The sequence below is a fragment of the Phytobacter sp. SCO41 genome (genome assembly GCF_003073275.1).
Classification (GTDB): domain Bacteria; phylum Pseudomonadota; class Gammaproteobacteria; order Enterobacterales; family Enterobacteriaceae; genus Phytobacter; species Phytobacter diazotrophicus.
Genome location: NZ_CP027225.1, coordinates 300,082 through 322,555 on the forward strand (window position 1 = coordinate 300,082; position 22,474 = coordinate 322,555).

The 22,474-nt window shown below is 51.9% G+C and carries 26 protein-coding genes; 19 read left to right on the plus strand and 7 right to left on the minus strand.

The window, feature by feature from the left end; translation table 11 throughout:
* Positions 1-36: 36 nt before the first annotated feature.
* The 3 genes from C5523_RS01370 to ycgZ form a co-directional block, all read right to left on the minus strand.
* Entirely contained in the window at positions 37-303 is a 267-nt protein-coding gene (locus C5523_RS01370; protein ID WP_041851440.1) for a biofilm development regulator YmgB/AriR family protein, read from the minus strand.
* A gap of 55 nt (positions 304-358) precedes the next feature.
* A complete protein-coding gene (locus tag C5523_RS01375; protein ID WP_107224418.1) occupies positions 359-670 on the minus strand; it encodes a hypothetical protein in 312 nt (103 codons plus the stop codon).
* A 131-nt stretch (positions 671-801) separates the two neighbouring features.
* On the minus strand, positions 802-1,044 hold the full coding sequence (ycgZ, locus tag C5523_RS01380; protein WP_041851289.1) for a regulatory protein YcgZ: 243 nt from the start codon (positions 1,042-1,044) through the stop codon (positions 802-804).
* Between the two features lie 346 nt (positions 1,045-1,390).
* Here ycgZ and C5523_RS01385 point away from each other — a divergent pair, with 346 nt between their 5' ends.
* From C5523_RS01385 to C5523_RS01415, 7 genes are all read left to right on the plus strand, one after another.
* Positions 1,391-2,611 (plus strand): diguanylate phosphodiesterase, encoded by a 1,221-nt coding sequence (locus tag C5523_RS01385; protein ID WP_108700490.1) that lies wholly within the window; start codon positions 1,391-1,393, stop codon positions 2,609-2,611.
* A 244-nt stretch (positions 2,612-2,855) separates the two neighbouring features.
* A complete protein-coding gene (locus C5523_RS01390; RefSeq protein WP_041851291.1) occupies positions 2,856-3,587 on the plus strand; it encodes a MerR family transcriptional regulator in 732 nt (243 codons plus the stop codon).
* A 297-nt stretch (positions 3,588-3,884) separates the two neighbouring features.
* On the plus strand, positions 3,885-4,109 hold the full coding sequence (locus C5523_RS01395; protein ID WP_041851292.1) for a hypothetical protein: 225 nt from the start codon (positions 3,885-3,887) through the stop codon (positions 4,107-4,109).
* Between the two features lie 344 nt (positions 4,110-4,453).
* Entirely contained in the window at positions 4,454-4,669 is a 216-nt protein-coding gene (locus C5523_RS01400) for a hypothetical protein (protein ID WP_041851293.1), read from the plus strand.
* Between the two features lie 65 nt (positions 4,670-4,734).
* Positions 4,735-4,986 carry a hypothetical protein gene (locus tag C5523_RS01405; protein WP_155525381.1) on the plus strand — a complete coding sequence of 84 codons (252 nt, stop codon included), beginning with the start codon at positions 4,735-4,737 and terminating at the stop codon, positions 4,984-4,986.
* A gap of 302 nt (positions 4,987-5,288) precedes the next feature.
* Positions 5,289-5,528: a hypothetical protein gene (locus C5523_RS01410; RefSeq protein WP_071194997.1), complete on the plus strand. Its 240-nt coding sequence runs from the start codon at positions 5,289-5,291 to the stop codon at positions 5,526-5,528.
* 54 nt (positions 5,529-5,582) lie between these two features.
* Positions 5,583-5,891 carry a hypothetical protein gene (locus C5523_RS01415; RefSeq protein ID WP_041851296.1) on the plus strand — a complete coding sequence of 103 codons (309 nt, stop codon included), beginning with the start codon at positions 5,583-5,585 and terminating at the stop codon, positions 5,889-5,891.
* A gap of 121 nt (positions 5,892-6,012) precedes the next feature.
* On the opposite strand, the gene C5523_RS01420 is transcribed toward C5523_RS01415, so the two are convergent.
* A complete protein-coding gene (locus C5523_RS01420) occupies positions 6,013-6,261 on the minus strand; it encodes a biofilm development regulator YmgB/AriR family protein (protein ID WP_172960869.1) in 249 nt (82 codons plus the stop codon).
* 199 nt (positions 6,262-6,460) lie between these two features.
* Between C5523_RS01420 and C5523_RS01425 the strand changes: the two genes are divergently transcribed.
* A complete protein-coding gene (locus C5523_RS01425) occupies positions 6,461-6,712 on the plus strand; it encodes a ParD-like family protein (protein ID WP_108700493.1) in 252 nt (83 codons plus the stop codon).
* On the plus strand, positions 6,709-7,494 hold the full coding sequence (gene map / locus C5523_RS01430; RefSeq protein WP_108700494.1) for a type I methionyl aminopeptidase: 786 nt from the start codon (positions 6,709-6,711) through the stop codon (positions 7,492-7,494). The genes C5523_RS01425 and map overlap by 4 nt, the downstream gene beginning before the upstream one ends.
* On the opposite strand, the gene C5523_RS27200 is transcribed toward map, so the two are convergent.
* Complete coding sequence (locus tag C5523_RS27200) at positions 7,471-7,707, minus strand: hypothetical protein (protein WP_155525382.1); 237 nt, start codon at positions 7,705-7,707, stop codon at positions 7,471-7,473. The genes map and C5523_RS27200 overlap by 24 nt on opposite strands.
* A gap of 77 nt (positions 7,708-7,784) precedes the next feature.
* Between C5523_RS27200 and C5523_RS01435 the strand changes: the two genes are divergently transcribed.
* Positions 7,785-8,927 carry an iron-containing alcohol dehydrogenase gene (locus C5523_RS01435; RefSeq protein ID WP_108700495.1) on the plus strand — a complete coding sequence of 381 codons (1,143 nt, stop codon included), beginning with the start codon at positions 7,785-7,787 and terminating at the stop codon, positions 8,925-8,927.
* Between the two features lie 57 nt (positions 8,928-8,984).
* Here C5523_RS01435 and C5523_RS01440 read toward each other — a convergent pair whose 3' ends face one another.
* A complete protein-coding gene (locus C5523_RS01440) occupies positions 8,985-9,584 on the minus strand; it encodes a TetR/AcrR family transcriptional regulator (RefSeq protein ID WP_041851300.1) in 600 nt (199 codons plus the stop codon).
* A gap of 103 nt (positions 9,585-9,687) precedes the next feature.
* Between C5523_RS01440 and C5523_RS01445 the strand changes: the two genes are divergently transcribed.
* From C5523_RS01445 to C5523_RS01460, 4 genes are all read left to right on the plus strand, one after another.
* A complete protein-coding gene (locus C5523_RS01445; protein ID WP_223878752.1) occupies positions 9,688-11,139 on the plus strand; it encodes an efflux transporter outer membrane subunit in 1,452 nt (483 codons plus the stop codon).
* Positions 11,140-11,162: 23 nt separating this feature from the next.
* Positions 11,163-12,356 carry an HlyD family secretion protein gene (locus C5523_RS01450; protein ID WP_304596180.1) on the plus strand — a complete coding sequence of 398 codons (1,194 nt, stop codon included), beginning with the start codon at positions 11,163-11,165 and terminating at the stop codon, positions 12,354-12,356.
* A gap of 9 nt (positions 12,357-12,365) precedes the next feature.
* Positions 12,366-13,901, plus strand: a complete 1,536-nt coding sequence (locus C5523_RS01455; protein WP_108700497.1) for a DHA2 family efflux MFS transporter permease subunit — start codon at positions 12,366-12,368, stop codon at positions 13,899-13,901.
* Between the two features lie 205 nt (positions 13,902-14,106).
* Positions 14,107-15,234 carry a metallophosphoesterase gene (locus C5523_RS01460; protein WP_108700498.1) on the plus strand — a complete coding sequence of 376 codons (1,128 nt, stop codon included), beginning with the start codon at positions 14,107-14,109 and terminating at the stop codon, positions 15,232-15,234.
* 60 nt (positions 15,235-15,294) lie between these two features.
* Here the strand turns inward: C5523_RS01460 and idnK are convergent, their stop codons facing one another.
* Positions 15,295-15,819: a gluconokinase gene (idnK, locus tag C5523_RS01465; RefSeq protein WP_041851304.1), complete on the minus strand. Its 525-nt coding sequence runs from the start codon at positions 15,817-15,819 to the stop codon at positions 15,295-15,297.
* A gap of 215 nt (positions 15,820-16,034) precedes the next feature.
* Here idnK and idnD point away from each other — a divergent pair, with 215 nt between their 5' ends.
* The 5 genes from idnD (at position 16,035) to C5523_RS01490 (ending at position 22,391) form a co-directional block, all read left to right on the plus strand.
* Positions 16,035-17,066 carry an L-idonate 5-dehydrogenase gene (idnD, locus tag C5523_RS01470; protein ID WP_071194987.1) on the plus strand — a complete coding sequence of 344 codons (1,032 nt, stop codon included), beginning with the start codon at positions 16,035-16,037 and terminating at the stop codon, positions 17,064-17,066.
* A gap of 24 nt (positions 17,067-17,090) precedes the next feature.
* On the plus strand, positions 17,091-17,855 hold the full coding sequence (idnO, locus tag C5523_RS01475) for a gluconate 5-dehydrogenase (protein ID WP_041851306.1): 765 nt from the start codon (positions 17,091-17,093) through the stop codon (positions 17,853-17,855).
* Positions 17,856-17,919: 64 nt separating this feature from the next.
* Positions 17,920-19,239 carry a gluconate:H+ symporter gene (locus C5523_RS01480; RefSeq protein ID WP_041851307.1) on the plus strand — a complete coding sequence of 440 codons (1,320 nt, stop codon included), beginning with the start codon at positions 17,920-17,922 and terminating at the stop codon, positions 19,237-19,239.
* A gap of 70 nt (positions 19,240-19,309) precedes the next feature.
* Positions 19,310-20,308, plus strand: a complete 999-nt coding sequence (locus tag C5523_RS01485) for a LacI family DNA-binding transcriptional regulator (RefSeq protein WP_041851308.1) — start codon at positions 19,310-19,312, stop codon at positions 20,306-20,308.
* Positions 20,309-20,453: 145 nt separating this feature from the next.
* The gene (locus C5523_RS01490) at positions 20,454-22,391 is read left to right on the plus strand and encodes a methyl-accepting chemotaxis protein (RefSeq protein ID WP_041851309.1); all 1,938 of its coding nucleotides are present in this window, start codon (positions 20,454-20,456) and stop codon (positions 22,389-22,391) included.
* Positions 22,392-22,474: the final 83 nt, after the last annotated feature.

The window sequence follows — 22,474 nt, forward strand, 5'->3', positions numbered from 1 at the left end:
GGTCATGATCCGTTGTGCCTTCCGATCCTGCGAAGATCAGATATCGTCCATCGTATGATCGACCACGATCTCCAGGGTTTTGCGAAGAATGTCCTTTCTGACGACATCTTCTGTATTTTCCATCAGGTTAATCAGCCGCAGGATGATGGCTTTGTTGGTCACTTGACCATCGTAAGCCAGAATGCTGCGGATCACGCCCCCGAGAATAATCGCCTCTTCGGCCAATAAATCGCCAGCGTTACGAAAATAATCAGACAATGTCTTGTTGGGCAAATTCTTATAAAGCTCTGATTTTTCAATCATCACCTGGTTCATTTTCACGCCTTAGTATAGTTTTCCGTAATGGGGCCATCAGCTATCACTGCTTTTTACTGCGGCCCTGCCGTTGGCGATTGCCGAATAATGGATAGACATTATCTCCGGCGTCTCTGATGTTCTCGTCTTGCTCATTCCCATTCTGAACACGGGATGAGGCAAATTTATTACTGCTGATTTCCTCGATCAGACGCATAAGCACCGCCCGTCTCTGGCTATCCTGCTCGCGGCTCTCCATCTCTTGCAGCCGGGCAATGAGGGCCAGGGTGTTTATCGGGCCATTTTCTTTAAGAAGAAAAAGTAGCGCCTCTCCAATCAATTCATCTGTCAGTTGTTCATTATCACTACTATTCATAACTGCATCTCTGCTTGCCGCTCTGTTCATGAATGAAACGCGGCATGAAGTCATCTCTGGACAGGAATCAGGCTGACACCTTAACCCTCAGAAGTGACTTGATTTATCAGGATACTTTTACTGCATTTGGCTTAATCATTACCAAAAAGCAGGCTGATAAGCCCCTGATAATGGCGTTCCTCTTCTGGCGTTGACGCCTGCTCAAGACGGCTCAGTAACTTTGTACAAAGTGATTTACGGTTCAGATGCCGACCATCCCGCAGGATGTCCACTACAATCTGCCCTAACGTCTCTTGTTGTGACGGAAGATCCGCAGCGCTGAAATAGCGAGCGATGGCATTCGCTGTGTCCGGAAGATAGCCGTTCTGATGCATACATCACTCCTGTATAACCCGTTGTCAATAATTGAAGTCGTTAAGCTATACAACTATAGAAAAGCTGTACATAAAAATTGTACAAATTTAACAATGATTTTAAGCAATAAATGCTATATCTTTATTTTCAATAAGATAGGAAGCAGAAAATCAGCACATTTCACTGTTCCAGGCTACACTTTTGGGATGCGTTTATCTGCGATGACATAAAAAACCACATGGATGTTGGGACTGTCGTCTCCACATTCACCTGTTGTATACCCGCCGTTGGTCATGGTTGTTTACAAGGTCCCCTGCGTAAGCCTCTGTCATTGTGGTAATTACAACGCTTTCTCTTGGATAGCTCATGCTCACAACTCTTATTTACCGTAGCCATATCTGCGATAACGTCTCCTTTAGCGTGCTGGAGGAGATGGTTGCTGCGGCGAATCTCAAAAATGGTGAGGCAGATATCACCGGGATTTTGCTTTTCAACGGCACCCACTTTTTCCAGTTGCTTGAAGGCCCTGAGGAAAGTGTTTCTGCTATTTATCAGCATATTTGTAACGATAAGCGGCACTACAACCTGGTTGAGTTGTTGCGCGACTACGCGCCCTTGCGGCGATTTGGTAAGTCAGGAATGGAACTCTTTGATTTACGTGAATATGACAGAGAGGAAGTTCTGCAGCATGTGCTTGATAAAGGCACCTCCAGATACCAACTGACCTATGAAGATCGCGCACTTCAGTTCTTTCGCACGTTTGTAGAAGACCTGGAAAAAGAGAATTATTTTGAGATTCCACCGGGTGATGCCTGGGAGTTTGTGACGGATGAAAACGATTCATTCTCTCAAATCTTGCCCCCTGACCGCGAGGCCGGCTGTTATTTTGCCTTCCAGCCCATTATCGATCCCTTCGCCCGGCGAGTGGTTTCAGTTGAGGCCCTGATCCGTACCCCTGAGGGCCGCTCGGCGCAAGCCTGGTTTGAAGGGCTTAGCCGTGATGAAATCTATGAGGCCGATCTCAAAAGTAAACAGGTGGCGTTTGCGATGGCGGCCGCACTGAATCTGGGGACTCAGACACTCTCCGTGAACCTGCTGCCAATGACGCTGGTGAATGTTCCCGGAGCGGTTAGTTTTCTTTTAGATGCCATTAAAACCAACGGTCTGGTGCCTGAACAGGTCATTGTGGAGTTCACCGAAAATGAAATTATTTCCCGCCTGGATGAGTTTACGAATGCCGTTAGGTTATTGAAAGCAGCCGGGTTTCGGGTGGCCATCGATCACTTTGGTGCCGGATTTGCAGGCCTGCTGTTGCTGGCGCAATTTCAGCCTGAGCGGATCAAAATTAACCGCGACCTGATCAAAGATGTCCATAAAAGCGGCCCCCGGCAGGCCATTATTCAGGCCATCATCAAATGCTGCGTTTCTCTGGAAATCATGGTTTCGGCTGTGGGGGTGGAGAAGGCAGAAGAGTGGATGTGGCTGGAGTCTGCGGGTATCTCTCAATTCCAGGGTTATCTTTTTGCCCCTCCTGCATCCGGGGCTATTCCTGCCATTGCGTGGCCGGAAAAAAGAGGTGGCCTTTAAATTCCATCTGCTGTGAGCAACTGGCTTTCCCTTGCCGCAACGTGTTTTCGGCAGTATGGGGAAGCCAGCCTTTTCTCTGCGTGCGCTGGCTTCGGTGAAATAAAATCCATTTTTGCACATGGCCCGTTTCCGGTTATGCTTGCTCATAAGCACTTTCTGGTTTGTACAAGTTATGAAAATTGTACAATCTGTACAGAAGAGTGAATGTGAAGTGTAACGTATTGGGTTTGAATTGAGGGAAGCAATGACCTTTTACAGTATTGGCGATGTCGCTGAACGATGTGGAATAAATCCTGTCACGCTGCGTGCGTGGCAGCGTCGCTATGGATTGTTGAAACCTCAGCGTAGTGAAGGGGGCCATCGACAATTTGACGAAGAAGATATTCAACGGATTGAGGAAATTAAACGTTGGATAGAAAGCGGCGTCCCGGTCGGCAAAGTCAAAGCGCTTCTTGAAGATAAAAAAGTAGATTCCCATGATGGCTGGGAGTCGCTTCAGGAAGAGGTCATGTCTGTATTAAGGCAAGTTCGCCCTGCAAAATTACGTGCCTTGATTATGGCGATGGGACGGGAGCATACCGCCGATGTTCTTATCGATCATGTCTTTGTCCCTGTACGCCAACGGCTTTCGCTCGATCAGAGTACGGCTCGCGCCATGTGTAGCTTATTAGATGGCGTGTTAATTGATTACGCCGTCCTGTGCCTTACCCGTTCTCGTAAGAAGATGGGAAAAGATGCGCTGTTTATTGGTTGGGGCAATGATGATCGCACCCGTATGTGGCTGGAAGCCTGGCGGTTGTCTCAGCATGACTGGAATATTGACGTCCTCGCGGAGCCGTTGGAAACTCTTCGTCCGGAGCTTTTTCCAGGCCTGCACATTTTTGTCTGGACCGGTAAAGCGTTATCGCGTCATCAGCAAGAACAGTTTACCCACTGGCGGGAGCAGGGATTCGCCATCGCGTTGCATGGGGCATAGAGCGGAAATGTAACGCGCACGCTGTTCTGTCTCCTGTACTGAAGGTGAGTCGCTCACTTCCGCCCTCCGTTTATTCTTCTCGCATTGTTCAGCCACCGCTGCGTGATAATCCTTTCACTCTGTTCCGTTCCTCGCTTTATATCCCGCAGCATAATTCCCCCTGATCACAGCCTGTTCAAGCCTTTCATCCATTCTATTACCTTGTTAAGAATCCCCTGAATATTATTTGGCGAATAACCGCCTGGCTATAATAAAAATGCAAGCCATTATTTATGGCTGAAAATAAAGGAGGTGGGTTTGGTAAAAACCATTGATAAACATGAATTAGGTTATATCGCGATCGGTGAAGCAGTACTTTCTCATATAGCCAGTAACAAGGCAATATCACGTGAGTCACTAATGCTGATGTTAACGCAACACGCTGAGGAGGTGACGAATGAATACCAATTATCTCAAATCTGGCTGGGGCATTCGCTGCTCAAAAATGCCCGCCATGACCATAGCTCACTTACTGAAAATTAGTTTTCAGTAACGTACCCGTGCCGTAAAAATCGGCTTTAAAACAGCCCGGGGAAAGGCTAAGCACTCTTTTACGGGTCTTGTTCAGGCACGTTAATCGGGCTGCTACTCGCGTTTGGATTTCATTTATATCCTGACACTCTGCCCTGCTAACTGGCACAGGGAAGAGGACGCTTTGCCTTTATTTATCGGGCTCATAATGATTTTCCGGATACCCCGATTCTTTATGTAATACGGGTGGCGAGATATTTACGCATCCAATGTCATTAATTATTCAGGTCTGATTGCTTGTATCTGACATATGTAAATTTTTCTTTCTAAAAGAAACAGGAGACTTTTTCGTTTATATGACTAAACCATCCGGTAACGTAAATTTGACCCGAGATGAACTGATTCGTGAAGCGATAGGCTTCGCAGCAGCATATTTAATTAAAAACAATTTACCCGTGACCACGCGCGGGTTAAGCCTGACTCTTCTGATGGAAGAGGAGAAAACAAATATTGCAGAGCGTAAGGCTATTTATCAGGAAGCCAGAAAAATGGTTTTGCGTAAAATGCAGTAAATAAATGTACCAGGCTGTGCGAATTGACGATATCCGCAGCCTGACATTCAAATCATGAGGAGGCGATGATGACAGTAAAAACGACCGACAAAGCCACAGAAATTCTTATTAGTGAGGCGTTGGTTCAATTACTTGAGTGTGGCGCGGAAATAACGCATGACACACTAATTCACACTCTGGATGATAACCGGGTTAATGTAACTGACCGGAACCTGCGAATGAGCTATTCAAGGGCGATTGATGAGGTGCGAACGCACCAGCATTTTTCACCGCAATCTCACTGCGGAATTTACCACAGCAGCTATCAGATTCATTAAACCACCCCGAAGGTGAATAACCACCTTCGGCTTTTTTATTGTTGTTGTTTCAGTAAGTTATTTGGCTTTAATATTAATTAGATAAGTAAAATCTTAAACGCCTGACATTGTGAGACACACTGTTTTTTAACGTATCATGCTTTTAATGTCACTGTTCCGGGGCAGTTATCTTTGCTAACAGGATCGGATATCCTTTCAATTATGTGCGGCTAATGCCACAATGCCCGCCATGCTTATTGTTTAGCATTGTTAATGGTTACTGTCCGTAAGGTATTTTCCTGAATGCATAAGTAAGGTGAAATATGAATAACTCACACAGTGACGGCCCGCAGGAGACGGCGGGCGACTCGGGTAATGGGAAGCTTAGTCTGGAGCAGACATTAGGCGCTATTGTTATCCAAATGTTACGTGAAGGGCGGTATATTACTCGCCATAGTCTCTGCATTGCCGTTGCTGGCTGTATTGAAAAAAATACTCGCCCCGAACTTGAAGCGCATTATGCTGATATCTTGCGAGTATTACTGAGCCGCGAGGCTGATTAATTATCTGCGGCTGCCGTCATCGCGAATTCGCATGAAATGCATTCTGGAGTCAGCATGATTAAAAATGTCAAAGAGAGTCTGGTGGAACTGGTTATGGGTGATGCCATTCTCGAGCTGCTTGAAGCGGATGCCCCTATTTCCCACGAGGCACTCATTGCTCAACTTGCCCGTAATCTCGAACAGGAACCGCGGGAATCACGGCGGGAAGCCATTCTGGCTGCTATTAAAGAGGTTCAGGAAAGTATCAAACTTGTTGACCATACGGCAGACAAGGGGACTGGCTGGAATCAGCAAACCGTAAAAAATAGCAAACTGCTAAAAATGAATAGTGTTTCGCCAGGTATTGGTGATAAAAAACATTAACTATCGAATTATTATGGCTTTTTCAGCTTCCGCTGAACCGTGACGATTGCAGATAAAAATACCTGAGCAGATAAGTTGTTGTTTTTCACTTTTCAAAGTGAGGATTTTGTCGTCACGCTTTTCAAAGATCGTCCGGCGTTCTACTGACAACCATTTCCAGAGCACTACGGTACATCCTTGTTTTTTCCGGGTCACTCTCCTCTTCAAGATGGTGAATAATCGCCAGAATCACCGCTTTGTTACTGACCGGTAAATTTAACGAAGCCAGCTTTTCTTCAACGTTTTTAATAAAAGCAAGCTCGGCGCTGAAAACCGGTAGCCGAATGGTTTGTGACGAATTCAGAAACTGTGTTGCCGGGTGAAGGGCCATGTGTGCTCTCTTCCTTTTGCGACTGTAGCGGTAAATCGGAAAAATCCCCTTGTTCACAAAATCTAGGCTGCTTTTGGCAAATTGCATAGCGAAAAGCGGGTTTTTCCGTCTTTAGCAGGCGAATTAATAAATTCCCCTTCAGGTTTAGAGTATGTATTATATGTTTCATATATGATTCGTATAAGGTGAAGCATGGACCATGGGTATCGTTAAAATCTCGGACCTGATGCACGAAAACCTGCGTCTTGCCAGTAACGCACTGAGCCGTTCAATCAATGCACAGGCAGAGCACTGGCTGAAAATCGGCATGCTTTCAGAGCTGTATCCGCATTTGACGCATCAGGAACTCACCCGCCTGCTGGTTCGGGCGGAGCTTAAGGGCAGCGTGGATATCAACAAGCTGGTTGACGATGAGCTGCTGTCATTGCAAATGGAGCATGAAGCCAGATGACGAACATCAAACTGCACTCTCAGGAAGAGATTGAAATGGCCCGCGCGGCGGGACACGCTGCGGCAAAAGTGCTGGAGATGATCAAACCCCACGTTCGCGCGGGTGTGACAACCGATGAGATCGACAAACTGTGCCACGATTTCATTCGCCACGAATTAAAGGTGATCCCGGCGAACATTGGTTACAACGGCTATACCCGCACCGTCTGCACGTCGGTCAACCATGTGGTGTGTCACGGCATTCCGTCAGAGAAACGTCTCAAAGAGGGTGACATCATCAATATTGACGTGGCGATCATCAAGGATGGTTGGTACGGCGATACCAGCCGCATGTATTTTGTGGGTGAGCCCTCCGTGCGTGCCAGGAGACTGACCCATATCACCTATGAATCGATGGTTGCCGGGATTAAAGCCGTACGCCCCGGCGCGACGCTTGGCGATATCGGCGCGGCTATTCAGCAGGTGGCGGAGTCTGCCGGTTTTTCAGTGGTGAAAGAGTACTGTGGTCACGGCGTGGGACAGGAATATCACGCAGAACCGCAGATCCTGCACTATGGTCGCCCGGGGACAGGGCTGGTACTGAAAAAAGGGATGATTTTTACCATTGAGCCGATGATCAACGCCGGTAAAGCCGCGACAAGCGTGCTGTCCGACGGTTGGACGGTGGTCACCAAAGACCGTTCTCTTTCGGCGCAGTGGGAACATATGGTGGCGGTTACCGACAGCGGTTTTGATTTGTTAACACCCTGGCCGGATCCTTCACACGAGTATTCGGGGCTGTAATTGCCACTTTTTTTCAGGCGGGGCAGACAATCGCTGAACCGCCTGCCCGCGCTTTAGCGCACTTTGCTTAACGCCCATCTTCTTCTTGCGCACGCGAAAAAAGACGCCCAGAACGGTACGGTCTAATTCCTCCGCTTTCATCACAAATTCCTTCGGGCATTGCTGCCACAATCGTCCGGTGTCCTGCCAAAGATTTGCTTTTACTCTGCGCACATCTTATTTCCCGTTCCTTTTTCTGCCTGCGCGCAAAATAAAACCCAATCTTTTATCTTAAATTTATGGAGTCTTCTATGACACTTTCATTCTCTATTCCGCGCAGTATTATTTATGGCGAAAACGCATTAGAACATCTGGCAACCCTTAAAGGGAAAAAAGCCGCGCTGGTTACGGGCGGCAGTTCAATGAAGCGCTTTGGTTTTTTGGACAGGGCCATCTGCGAGCTAAAGAAAGCCGGGATGGAGTGCACCGTCATTGATAATGTCGAACCCAACCCCTCTGTTGAAACGGTCTGGCGTGGGGCGAAAGCCATGCTGGCGTTTGAACCGGACTGGATTGTGGCACTCGGCGGCGGTTCCGCGCTGGATGCGGCAAAAGTGATGTGGTGTTTCTACGAGCATCCGCACCTGACGTTTGAAGACATTATTCCCGTCGGCTCCATGCCCGCACTGCGTAATAAAGCCCGTTTTGTCGCCATTCCGTCCACCAGTGGCAGCGCCTCTGAAATCACCGCGTTCTCGGTTATCACCGATACGGCTCATCACATCAAATACCCGATTGTGGCGGCAGATCTGGTGCCGGATATCGCCATTCTGGACCCGACCATTCCGGCAAAAATGCCGCCGCATGTCACCGTGCATACCGGGATGGATGTGATGACACACGCGCTTGAGGCCTATGTCTCGACTGCCGCCAACTCCTTTACCGATCCCTATGCGGTCGAAGCCATTCGCCTGGTGTTCGAATATCTGGAAATCGCCTATTTGTCGCCAAATGACCTGAATGCGCGTATGCACATGCATAATGCCTCTGCACTGGCGGGCATTGCGTTCACCAATGCGTCTCTGGGGCTGGTGCATTCTATGGCGCATAAGATTGGCGGGGAGTTTGGTATTACGCATGGTCTGGCGAACGCCATTATGCTGCCGTATATCATTCAATATAATTCTATCTATACCAATAAATACCAGAAGCTGGAGAAAGCGCTGGGCATTGGCAACCTGATTACCGCCATTAAGGGCCTGAATAAGCGTCTGAATATTCCAGAAACCCTTGGGCAATGTGGCGAGGTTGAAATTAAAGAGGCCGCATTTATGCAGGTTCTCGACCGGATGAGTCACAACGCGGTGGATGATCCGTGCACCCTGACCAATCCCAATCAGCCAACGGTACAAGATGTGAAAACACTCTATTCCAGCGCCTATTACGGTGCCTGATATTCAGAGTGACAGGAACAAAAGCGTATGGCGACATACGCTTTTTTTTGCCCTGAATCAGGCCCGATAGGCGAGCAGAAAAACCGTCACTGCGCGGGCGGTCACTTCTTCGATTTTCTTACTATCCGGCGCGGCCTCGACCCCGAGAACCACGCTGAGGTACAGTTCGGCTTCAATCAATCCTTTTAGATGCATGGCGCAAACCCCGCTGTCGGATTTACGCAGAACGCCTTCTTCGATTTTTTTGCCCAGATAATCGCTTAACAGCTTCCAGCCACGCTGCGGCCCCTGCGTGTAAAAGCGTTGGCCAATGTCGCTGCGCTCCGACTCGCTGACGGCCATGCGCCAGATAGCCAGAATGTTGCCACGCATGATGGAGGCGAGATACTGGCGGCCAAATTTATTTAATGTGATTTCAATATCTTGTTTGAAATCTAAGGATTCAAACGCATCGGCGATTTCCCTTTTCGCTGAGGTTTCCATGACGGCCGAGAAGATCTCTTCCTTGGAACTGAAATAGTTATAGAGCGTCGATTTTGACCCACCGACACGGCTGGCAATTTCTGACATTGATGTGTTGTTAAAACCGAGCTCAATAAAGGCTTTGGTGGCAACGTCCAGTATGGTTTGTCGCTTTGTTTCACTCTTAACCCGCATACGCTTCTCTTCTCTCTTCGTCCATCCCGCAAGTTTCGCTTGACTGTGAAGTTATGTCAATTTATAACAAAACCGTACAGTACGGTACAAAAAAGGATGTGTCTTGAAAATTAATAACTTACATTTACGCCGCACTCTGTTACCTCCAGGCACCCGGTTAACTCTTCTTACTGTAATGCTCCTGCTGGCGGGGTGTTCCACCGCGCCGGACAGTCGACTCGGCCATATAAAAGGCGCCGGGGAGCTGGCCTCTTCGCAGTCGTTGACTACCGCAAAAGAGGGGCAGTGGCCCGATACCCAGTGGTGGCTGCGCTATCACGACAGCCAACTGGACAGCCTGATGACCAACGCGCTGGCTTCGGCACCCACGCTAAAAGTGGCGGAAGCCCGCCTGCGTAATGCGGCGGGTATTGCCGAACAGATTGGTGCGATACGCTCCGTTCAGCTCGGCGCGGCGGCATCGGCCTCGAAAGACAAAGTCAGTTATGCTTACCAATCCTATATGCCGCCACACGGCTGGAACGATTACGGTTCGGTGACGGTAAATCTCAGCTTCAGCCTCGATTTCTGGGGGAAAAACCGTGCGGCGGTGGCAGCGGCCACCTCAGATTACGCGGCTGCAGAAGCGGAAATGCAGTCGGCAAAACTGCTGATTCAGACCTCGCTGGTACAGGCATATGCGGAACTGGCTCGCTTGTATCTGAACCGGGACACTACGCAAAATGCGCTGGAAATCCGCAGCAAAACCGTGGAGTTGATGGCCGAGCGTAACAGCAACGGCCTGGAAACCGACGGAGTCGTCAGGCAAATGCAGGCGCTGAAAGAGCGGGCTGAAGCGGAGTTGATTGCCGCCGATGAATCTATTCAGTTGCAGAAAAACGCCATTGCCGCCCTGCTCGGTGACGGCCCGGACCGCGCCTTGTCCATTCAGCGTCCCGCTATTCACCTTGATGAATCATTCAACCTGCCTGCCAATACCGGCATCAATATCCTCGGCCACCGCCCGGATATCAGCGCCGCGCGCTGGCGCGTGGAGGCAGCCGCCAAACGTATTCATGTCGCTAAAGCGGCGTACTATCCCGATATCAGTATTACCGGGTTTATTGGTTATCAGTCCTTTGGTCTCAATAACTTAACCCGTTCAGGTAATGATGCGGGCAGCATTGGCCCGGCGCTGTATCTGCCGATCTTTACCGGCGGGCGGCTCTCCGGGCAGTTAACGTCGGCGGAGGCGAATTACGAAGAGTCGGTAGCGACCTACAACAATACGCTGACGCAGGCCTTGCACGATGTCGCCAATGTGGTGACCCGTTCGAAAGCGCTAAAAGAACGTCTGGCGAAGACCGAAAGCGCCTTTGATAACGCACGGGCGGCGTATGACATCGCCGATAAGCGCTATCGCGGCGGTCTGGCGACCTATCTGGATGTCCTGACAACGGAAGACGCCATGCTGGATACCCAGCGCGCGCTGGTGAATTTGCAATCTCAGGCATTTTCTCTCGACGTTTCATTGATCCACGCGCTGGGCGGTGGGTTTGTCGCATCCAAATCCTAATTTGAATGGCAGGAAGTTTTTCTATGGCACAGGCAAAAATCGCGGCGACTGACGACAACTTTGATGCGTCGCGCGCCACATCATCACGTAAAAAGGGCTTTATGGGGCTGGCGGCGGCAATTGTGATTGCCGCTGTGGGATATGGTCTCTGGTACTACTTTGTTGGCTCGCGCTATGTCTCTACCGACAACGCCTACAGCGCCGCCGAAGTGGCTGAGGTTACGCCGTCGGTTACCGGGATTGTGCAAACCGTCAACGTCGTCGATACCCAGGCGGTGAAGCAGGGGGATGTACTGGTGCAACTGGACGACACCGACGCCCGTCTGGCGCTGGCGCAGGCTGAGGCTAATCTGGGGCAATCGCGCCGCCGGGTCAGCAGCTATATGGCGACCGACGAAGGCCTTGCCGCACAAGTGAAGGCACGTGAAGCCGATGAAACCCAGGCACAGGCCCGGCTTGTTGCCGCACAGTCGGATTTCACCAAAGCACAGGTGGACTTAAAACGGCGTGAGGCACTGGCAAAATCCGGGGCGGTTTCCGGCGAGGAGCTGACCAACGCGCGTAACGCGATGGCGCAGGCCGAGTCCAGCCTCAATGTCGCCAAAGCGGCTGCGGCGCAGGCCACAGCTAACCGCTTGTCCACCATCGGGGCGAAAAAAGCCAATGCCGCGCTGACCATCAATGCTACCGTCGAAACCAACCCGGAAGTGATGCTGGCAAAGGCGAAGGTTGAACAGGCGCAGGTGGATCTGGCGCGTACTGTCATTAAAGCGCCTGTGGATGGCGTTATTGCTCGCCGTCAGGTGCAGGTCGGCCAGCGCGTACAGAACGGCGAACGGCTGATGAGCGTGGTGCCGCTGCATGATGTTCACGTGGATGCCAACTTCAAAGAGGTGGAGCTACGCCATGTGAAAATTGGTCAGCCGGTGGAAGTGACCGCCGATATCTATGGCGACAAAGTGGTGTATCACGGCGTGGTGAGCGGCGTGTCCGGCGGTACCGGCTCGGCGTTTTCCATGATACCGGCGCAAAACGCTACCGGTAACTGGATCAAGGTGGTTCAGCGTCTGCCGCTGCGTATCACGCTGGATAAAAACGAGCTGGCAAAACACCCGCTGCAGGTTGGTTTGTCGATGATTGCCACTATCGATACCCGCAAAATCAAAAAACTGAACACGTCTGACAGCGAAGGGCTGGCGACGGCTCGTCAGGATTAAGGCGCCAGAATGAGTGACACTTCGCAAAAGACATTCCCGCAGCCGCTGACGGGCGGGGCGTTGGTGCTTGGGACGCTCTGCCTGGCGATGGCCAATTTTCTGGCTATCCTGGACACCACCATCGCCAACGTTTCGGTGTCGAACATCGCCGGTAGCCTGGGCACGTCGACCAGCCAGGGCACTTACGTCATCACCTCCTACGCGGTAGCGGAGGCGATCTCGGTCCCGCTCACCGGCTGGCTGGCCTCACGGTTTGGCGCACTGCGGGTATTTGTTATCTGCCTGCTGATGTTTGGCGTCTTCTCTACTCTGTGCGGCATGGCGAGCAGTATGAATATGCTGGTGCTGTTCCGCGTCTTTCTGGGCTTCTCCGGCGGCCCGCTGATGCCACTGTCTCAGACGCTGATGATGCGAATCTTCCCCAGAAACAAAGGTCATGTGGCCATTGGCATCTGGAGTATGACCACGCTGGTTGCGCCCATCATGGGGCCGATTCTTGGCGGTGTCATTTGCGACCAGTTTAGCTGGCACTACATCTTTATCTGCAAGACGCCGTTCGCCATCCTGGCGGGGCTGATGTGTTGGAAGATGTTGCAACGCTATGAAACGCAAACCGCGAAATCGCCTATCGACGTGGTGGGGCTGGTTCTGCTGGTGGTATGGGTGTCGGCCCTGCAGATCATGCTCGATGAAGGTAAAGACCATGACTGGTTTGCCTCGACCCGCATTATCGTGCTGGCCATTATCGCGCTGATTGGCTTTATCTCGTTCCTGATTTGGGAACTGACGGAGCGTAACCCGGTGGTCGATCTGAAAGTCTTCCGCCATCGGGGGTTCACAACCAGCATGGTGACGCTGTCGCTGGCGTTTGGCGCGTTCTTTGGCATTACCGTACTTACGCCGCTATGGCTGCAAATTTATATGGGCTACACCGCCACCATTGCAGGCTATTCGACGGCGACAATGGGGGTGCTGGCGGTATTCCTCGCGCCGCTGATCGCCAACCTGGCAACCAAAATGGACCCGCGTCCGCTGGTCTTTGCCGGGGTACTGTGGCTGGGATTGTGGACGCTATTTCGCAGCCAGGCGGACATGAGCATGACCTTCTCACAGATCAGTTTGCCAATGTTATTCCAGGGAATTGGTATGCCGCTGTTCTTCGTGCCGCTTACCGCCATTGCACTGGGGTGCGTGCTGGATCGCGAGATGGATTCCGCCGCCGGGCTGATGAATTTTATCCGTACTCTTTCGGGCGCGTTTGCCACCTCGATGGTCAACACCTCGTGGGAAAACCGGACCCGCTACGTGCATGCGGAACTGGCGGGGTTGACAGACAGAGGCGCAGTCGCGACCCAGGCGATGACCAACAGTGGAATGCAGATGGGGGAAGTGCGTGGTTCGATTGACTGGCTATTGCAGGGGCAGAGCGTAATGGTCGCAACGAATCAAATCTTTATGGCAATTGCGGTGATTTTCGCCGTGGCCGCAATGATTATCTGGCTCGCGCCAAAACCGAAAAAAGTGGATATCTCCGCGGTTCATTGAGGGCTCTGTTCATTTCGCCCTACGCTCTGATAAGGTTTCTTGCGGATTATCAGAGCGTTTTTTATTTGCCCCCCTTACTAAAACCCCCCAATCAACCACCGCAGCGCGTAAGAAAACAGCAACCGGCGCATTACAACAACGTGCTAATTTTAAAAGGGTTCATTTACGCGCGCTTTGTGATGCAAACGCAGGTAGGGAGATAACGATGTTTTTTATCTGGATGTTGTTACCGGCACTCTATATTGGTTCTCGTTTTATCTGGTGGCTTCCACTGTCTCCTGTTCTCCGCTTTGGCCTGTTCCTTGTGCTGGTGGGTATTTGTGAGTTCCGCTTTTTTAGCCGCTGGCTGTGGGGGAGTTCATTTTCACCAGAATGGCCGCGCCCGCTTGTGATGCTGGCTGGCGGATTGTTCGGCGCCGTGGTGCTGTTCGCCAGTTTCCTTCTGCTGCGCGATATGCTCGCTTTACTTGTCGGGCTACTGACCCGTAAAACCCTCCCCGGCTTGCCCATCACGCTACCTCTGCTGGTCCTGTCTGTGGTGCTGGCAGGGATTGGCGTTTGGCAGGCCACGCGCGTGCCTGACGTTCGTACCGTCCATGTGACGATTCCCGGACTGCCGCCTGCTTTTGATGGCTACCGGCTGGTACAACTGGCTGATATTCATGCCACGCGCCTGTTGCCCCGCCAGTGGGTGCAGCAGATTGTTGCCAGAACCAACGCCCTGCAGCCGGATCTCATCGCGATTACCGGCGATATGTCAGACGGTTCCGTAGAGGATCGCCTGCCGGATGTCGAACCGCTGACACAACTGCGGGCGGCGGATGGCGTCTATGCCATCACCGGCAATCATGAATACTATTTCGACTACGCAAGCTGGGTGCCAGCCTGGCAGACGCTGAGCATTCCCTTTTTGACCAACCAGCATGTACGTATTGTGCGCGGTGACGCCTCGTTTGTGTTGGCCGGCGTGCCGGATAAAGTGGCGGAAAATTACGGTTTTGATGGGCCGGACCTGAAACGTGCGCTGGAAGGCACTCGCCCCGATGACACCGTTATCCTGCTCGACCACCGGCCAGGTACCGCCGATGATAACGCCGCCGCGGGGGTGAAGTTGCAGCTCTCCGGTCACACTCACGGTGGGATGGTGTTGGGGCTTGACCAACTGGTGAAACCCCTCAACAACGGCTATATCTCTGGTCGTTACGCGGTCGGCCCAATGACGCTCTATGTCAGTAACGGTGCCGGGCTGTGGAACGGTTTTCCGCTACGGCTTGGCCGACCTTCTGAAATTACCGAGCTAATTCTGCACTCAGCGGCATCCACGACGCGTTGAAATGGAGGCAGTCGTGTGGCGGCGGCTTGCCGCTATCACTATTGATAACGCTGTAGTGGGTTATCCCTTTTTGGCCCGCAGTGTAGCAACTGCCTGCACGCACTGCTCCACCACGTTATCGACCTCATGGTTGATGTCTATGCGCATGACGTCATCTTCTTGCTGTTCCGGGCGTTCCAGCGCGGCGAACTGACTTTTCAGTAATTCTACTGGCATAAAGTGCCCCTGCCGTTTCGCCATCCTCGCCAGAATGGTTTCATAATCGCCGTCCAGCCACAGAAAATGCACATTCGGACTGCCTTTACGCAGAATATCGCGGTAGCGTTTTTTTAATGCCGAACAAACAATTAAACCGGTTTCATTCTTTTTATACAGACTATAAGACGCGTCATTTAATCGTTCCAGCCATGGTAATCTGTCTTCATCGGTTAAGGGAATGCTGGCTGACATTTTATCGATATTCTTTGCCGGATGGAGATCGTCCCCATCAATAAATTTCGCACCAAGTACGGCGGCGGCTTTGGCTCCAATCAGTGTTTTTCCGCTTCCCGATACCCCCATTAAAATATAACTCTCACCGCGCATTTAATTACTCCTGTCTCATTTTGATGACGCGGATATTACCGTGCAAATAGCGATGCGTTTATGTTTTTCTGCACATGAAAAGCAGAATTATAAAGCGCGTCACGTTATGCGTAACATTGCAGTGTAACAATTTTTGAGCGTGATATTCGTCACAATTCAGGTCAGGGAAAACCGTTTAAATGCCCACCAGGCCACGTCCTGACCAGAGAGGAAACATGAAGATTAAAACCCAATCCTGCGTTGTAGCGGGAAAGCAAACTGTTGACGTTACCGACCAGGAAATTGAATGGAATAATAAAGGTACATTGGTACAAATAACCCGTGGGGGGATTTGTGGATCCGATTTACATTATTATCAGGAAGGCAAGGTCGGTAATTTTTCTGTTAAAGCACCGATGGTATTAGGCCATGAAGTTATTGGCAAAATTGTTCATTCAGATTCAGAAAAATTACAGGAAGGCCAGACTGTAGCAGTAAATCCATCGAAACCTTGTGGTCATTGTAAATATTGCCTGGCGAAAGAAGAAAATCAGTGTACGGAAATGCGTTTCTTTGGTAGCGCCATGTATTTTCCACATGTTGATGGTGGTTTTACCCGCTTTAAAGTGGTGGATACCGCGCAATGCGTTCCTTTCTCCAGTAATGCCGATGCCAAAATCATGGCTTTTGCCGAACCGCTGGCTGTTGCTATTCACGCTGCTCATCAGGCCGGTGACTTACAAGGCAAACGTGTCTTTATCTCAGGCGTAGGTCCGATTGGCTGCCTGATTGTCAGCGCGGTGAAAACGCTGGGCGCGGCAGAAATCGTCTGCGCGGATATCAGCCCTCGCTCGCTGGAACTGGCGCAAAAAATGGGGGCCGACACGCTCCTCGATCCGCGTAGCGCCGATCTGACGCCGTGGAAAGCGGAAAAAGGTTACTTCGATGTCAGCTTCGAAGTGTCGGGGAATCCAACATCCATTACCACTTGCCTGGAAGTGACGCGCGCCAGAGGGGCGATGGTTCAGGTAGGGATGGGCGGCGCGGTAGCGGATTTCCCGATGATGATGCTCATCGCCAAAGAGATTGCCCTGAAAGGCTCCTTCCGTTTCACCACTGAATTTAATACCGCTGTCTCCTGGCTGGCGAATGGTGTGGTGGATCCCCTGCCGTTATTAAGCGGCGAATACCCCTTCACCGAGCTGGAGCAGGCGCTGAAATTCGCGGGCGATAAAACCCAGGCCGCCAAAGTTCAACTCGTTTTTTAATGCATCGTGATAAGGAATAAGACCATGAACGACCTTTTTTCACTGGCGGGCAAGAATGTCCTGATTACCGGTTCCGCACAGGGTATTGGCTACTTATTAGCAACCGGCCTTGGGAAATACGGCGCACAAATCATCGTTAACGATATTAATCAGGAGCGGGCTGATGCCGCTGTTGAAAAACTGCGCGCAGCGGATATCCGCGCTGTGGCCGCTCCGTTTAACGTGACAAAAAAAGCAGAAATCGATGCCGCTATTGCACGTATCGAAGAACAAACCGGGCCGATTGATGTTCTGGTCAATAATGCCGGTATCCAGCGCCGCCACCCGTTTAATGACTTCCCGGAACAAGAGTGGAATGACGTGATCGCGGTTAACCAGACGGCGGTTTTCCTGGTATCGCAAGCGGTGACCCGTCGCATGGTTGAGCGTCAGGCCGGGAAAGTGATCAACATCTGTTCCATGCAGAGTGAACTGGGCCGCGACACCATCACGCCGTACGCCGCGTCCAAAGGCGCGGTAAAAATGCTGACCCGTGGCATGTGCGTTGAGCTGGCACGACACAACATTCAGGTGAATGGTATTGCTCCGGGTTATTTCAAAACCGAGATGACCAAAGCGCTGGTCGAAGACGAAGCCTTCACCGGCTGGCTCTGCAAACGTACGCCTGCTGCGCGTTGGGGTAACCCGGAAGAGCTGATTGGCGCTGCGGTGTTCCTCTCCTCTAAAGCCTCTGATTTTGTTAACGGTCATCTTCTGTTTGTTGACGGCGGCATGCTGGTCGCTGTGTGACTCGTTAGTACTAAGATGCAGCGCTGCGGCGCTGCTGGTTCGGCACATAACAAGAGACAAGATTATGCCATTACTGATTATCGCGGCAGGCGTAGCGCTGCTGCTGGTCTTAATGATTGGTTTTAAAGTTAATGGGTTTATCGCCCTGGTGCTGGTTGCCGCCGTTGTGGGATTTGCCGAAGGTATGGATGCGCAGGCCGTGCTGCACTCCATTCAGGGGGGAATTGGCGGAACGTTAGGCGGCCTGGCGATGATTCTTGGCTTTGGCGCCATGCTGGGGAAGCTGATTTCTGACACCGGTGCCGCTCAGCGTATTGCCACGACGCTGATTGCGACATTCGGTAAAGAGCGGGTGCAATGGGCGCTGGTGATTACCGGTCTGGTCGTGGGGCTGGCGATGTTTTTCGAAGTGGGCTTTGTCCTGCTGTTGCCGCTGGTGTTTACCGTGGTGGCGTCGTCTGGCCTGCCGCTGCTCTATGTCGGTGTACCTATGGTGACCGCGCTGTCCGTCACCCACTGTTTTCTGCCGCCGCATCCGGGGCCGACCGCTATCGCCACCATTTTCGAAGCCAATCTGGGGACAACCCTGCTGTATGGCATGATCATCACTATTCCGACGGTGATTGTCGCCGGGCCGCTGTTTTCGAAACTGCTGACGCGTTTTGAAAAAGCGCCGCCGGAGGGGTTATTCAACCCGCATATTTTTGCCGATCATGAAATGCCGGGCTTCTGGAACAGTATTTTCGCGGCGGTAATGCCCGTGATCCTGATGGCAATTGCCGCGGTTTGTGAAATTACCCTGCCAAAAGGTAATAGCGCGCGTCTCTTCTTTGAGTTTGTCGGTAACCCGGCGGTGGCCCTGTTTATCGCCATCGTGATCGCCATTTTCACTCTCGGGTTGCGCAATGGCCGTAATCTCGAAAAAGTGATGGAAATGGTCGGCGCCTCCATCGGTGCTATCGCAATGATTGTCTTCATTATTGCGGGCGGTGGGGCGTTCAAACAGGTGCTGGTTGATAGCGGAGTAGGCAAATACATCTCACAATTGATGACGGGCACAACCCTCTCGCCGCTGCTGATGTGCTGGACCGTTGCCGCCGTGCTGCGTATCGCGCTGGGCTCTGCCACCGTGGCGGCCATCACGACCGCTGGCGTTGTGCTGCCGATAATTAATGTCACCCATGCCGATCCGGCGCTGATGGTGCTGGCTACCGGTGCGGGTAGCGTAATTGCGTCACACGTCAACGATCCTGGATTCTGGCTGTTCAAAGGCTACTTTAATCTCAGCGTTGGTGAGACACTGCGTACATGGACAGTAATGGAAACGCTAATTTCGTTTATGGGTTTACTGGGTGTGCTGACGCTTAACGCCATCCTGCATTAACTTCATTTTTCGCAATGACGGTATTCCCGGGGGAAGTGGATAAACCGCTTCCCCTGAGGAGGGAGAGACGATGAGAAATCACAGAATTTCACTTCAGGATATCGCCACGCTGGCGGGGGTCACCAAAATGACCGTCAGCCGCTATATCCGCTCGCCTAAAACCGTATCCAGGGCCACCGGCGAGCGCATCGCGATGATCATGGAAGAGATCAACTACATACCCAATCGTGCGCCCGGCATGTTGCTCAATGCGCAAAGCTATACGCTGGGTGTGCTGATCCCCTCGTTCCAGAATCAGTTGTTTGCTGACATTCTCGCGGGCATTGAGTCTGTGACATCTGACCATAATTATCAGACACTTATCGCTAACTATAATTACAACAAAGAGTCCGAAGAGGAGTCGGTGATCAATCTGCTCTCCTACAATATCGACGGCATTATTCTTTCCGAAAAGCACCATACCGTTCGTACCGTTAAGTTTCTGCGCTCCGCCAAAATCCCGATTGTTGAACTGATGGATGTGCAGGGCGCCAAAATGGATATGGAAGTGGGGTTTGATAATCGTCAGGCCGCCTTTGACATGGTGAGCACCATGCTGGCTAAGCGTCAGCGGCGTAAAATTATCTATCTGGGTTCGAAAGACGATATGCGTGATGAGCAGCGCTTTTGCGGTTATTGCGATGCCATGAACCAGCATCAACTGGAGGCTTACCGTATCAACCCCCGCGCGAGCTCGTCTATCTACCTTGGGTCGCAGCTTATGGCCGAAGCCTTTAAAACCCACCCGGATCTTGATGGTGTTTTTTGCACGAATGACGATATTGCGATGGGCGCGCTGTTTTACTGCCGCGAGCACGACCTTGCCGTCCCGGAGCGCATTTCCATCGCCGGTTTTCATGGCCTGGAAATGGGGAAACAGATGATCCCAAGCCTGGCGAGCGTGATCACGCCGCGCTTCGATATCGGCAGAATGGCAGCACAGATGTTATTGAATAAGCTAAAAAATGACGCGCTCAACCACAACACTGTCGATTTGGGTTATCAAATCTATCAGGGAAAGACCCTCTGATTTCCTCAGCGCCCTCAATGAACCTCCTTCCGGGTAAAAAAAATTTCATGCAAATTTCTGTGAAGTGTTAAGCAGGCTTTACCGATATATGAAGCATGAGTTAATTGGGTTATTTGCCACAGGGCGATTGCCCGAGCGGGGAAACATGAGCACACGTAAAAAACTCACAGCCAGAACACTCATGCTGGCGTCTATTTTTGTCACCATCACCACCGGGTTCCTGGTCACCATTGGCCTGTTGCTCTGGCAATCTATGGGCCAGCAAGAAGCGGTCGCCAAAAGACATCTCCAGCAAATTGCGCTCACTGAATCATTGCGTGTTCAGCAACAGCTCGACTCTGCGCTGAACGCCGCGCGCGATTTAGGCAACAGCGCCTGGGCATTACATCAGGCCGGGCTGACAGAACGGCGTGGCCTGGACCAGCTATTGGCCGATTATCTGCATCAGCACCCTGATTTTTTGTCGATGTCACTGGCCTTTGAAGCCAATACGTTTGACGGCAAAGACGCGGAGTTTGCGGGAAAAGCGGATCAGGATCCGGCTGGCCGCTACGCCCGCTATGTTGACCGTGATAACAGTGGTAACCCGGCGCTACACAACCTGGTGGATTATGAAACACCGGGCAGCGGCGACTACTACCTTTTGCCGCGTCAGCGCCAGAAAGAGGTGATTATCGAGCCGTACATCTACCCCTATAACGGTGTAGATGTGATGCTGACCTCCATCGCGGCGCCGATTATCCGCGACGGTAAGTTTCAGGGCTCTGTGACTTCGGATTTCTCGCTGGAAACGCTGCAAAAAATGATTGGCGCCATCAAGCCGTGGGAAGGGACGGGTTACGCGCTGTTGCTCTCGGCGGATAACAAAGTGGTTTCCAGCCCTGATAAGGCGGCAACGGGTAAACCCTGGTCGGGGACAATCGGCGCGGAAGCGGTGGTGCGCACCGACGATGCCCTGCTAAAAGAACCGGCGTTTGTGACCTGGCGCACCATCGACATTGGTAACAGTCAGACGCCATGGAAGCTGGCGATTGTGACGCCAGTCAGCGTCGTCATGGCCGAAGCGTGGCACTACCTGCGTAACGCCATCTTGCTGATGATCCTGAGTATTATCATTGTCAGCGTGGTGGTAGCGATGGTGTTTACCCGCAAGGTTGCGCGCCCGGTAGGCGGCGAGCCGACGGAAGCCTCAGAGATTGCGCTGTCCGTGGCGCAAGGGGATTTGAGTCATCAGATTGCGGTACGTAACGGCGATAGCAGCAGCATCTTTTATGCCCTGCACACCATGCAAGCCCAGCTCCGGCGTATTGTGGGCAGCATCAGCGATGCCAGCCATTCCGTGCGGGCGGGAAGCAGTGAAATCGCGGCAGGCAACCTCGATTTAGCTTCGCGGACCGAAGAGCAGGCGGCGGCGATTGTACAGACGGCGGCGAGCATGGAGCAGATTTCCGTGACCGTCAAAAACAACGCGGAGAATGCGCACAAGGCAACATCACTGACGCAGAACGCGGCGCAAATTGCCGGGCAGGGTGAATCGCTGGTGGCACAAGTGGTGGATATCATCGGCAAGATTGATGAGAGCGCCGGCAAGATTGGCGATATTAACAGCATCATCGACAGCATCGCTTTTCAGACCAATATTCTGGCATTGAACGCGGCGGTTGAAGCGGCCCGCGCCGGTGAGCAGGGCAGAGGCTTCGCGGTGGTGGCCGGTGAAGTGCGCAGCCTTGCACAGCGCAGCGCCAGTGCGGCCAAAGAGATTTCAGCGCTGATTGAGGAGTCGTCCGGGCGCGTCAGTAAAGGGGTTACGCTGGTGAATGAGACGGGGGCGATGATGAAGCAAATCATTACCTCGGTTTCCAGTGTGCATCAGGTGATTGCCGAGATTGTGCAGGCGCTGGATGAGCAAACGAAAGGCGTGAGTCAGGTGAGCGAGGCGGTCAATCAGATGGATAGCGCCACCCAGCAGAATGCGTCTCTGGTGCAGCAGATCTCTGCGGCGGCCATGTCGCTGGAGGAGCAGGCGAAGAGTCTGGAGGAGACGCTGGCGTTTTTCTCGGATGCGCGGAAGAGCTATTCGTAATGAATGGGTTATGATTTTGTCCCCGGTGGCGCTGCGCTAACCGGGGCTACCAATCGAAGATACTGTGAACGTCTTCAATTTTT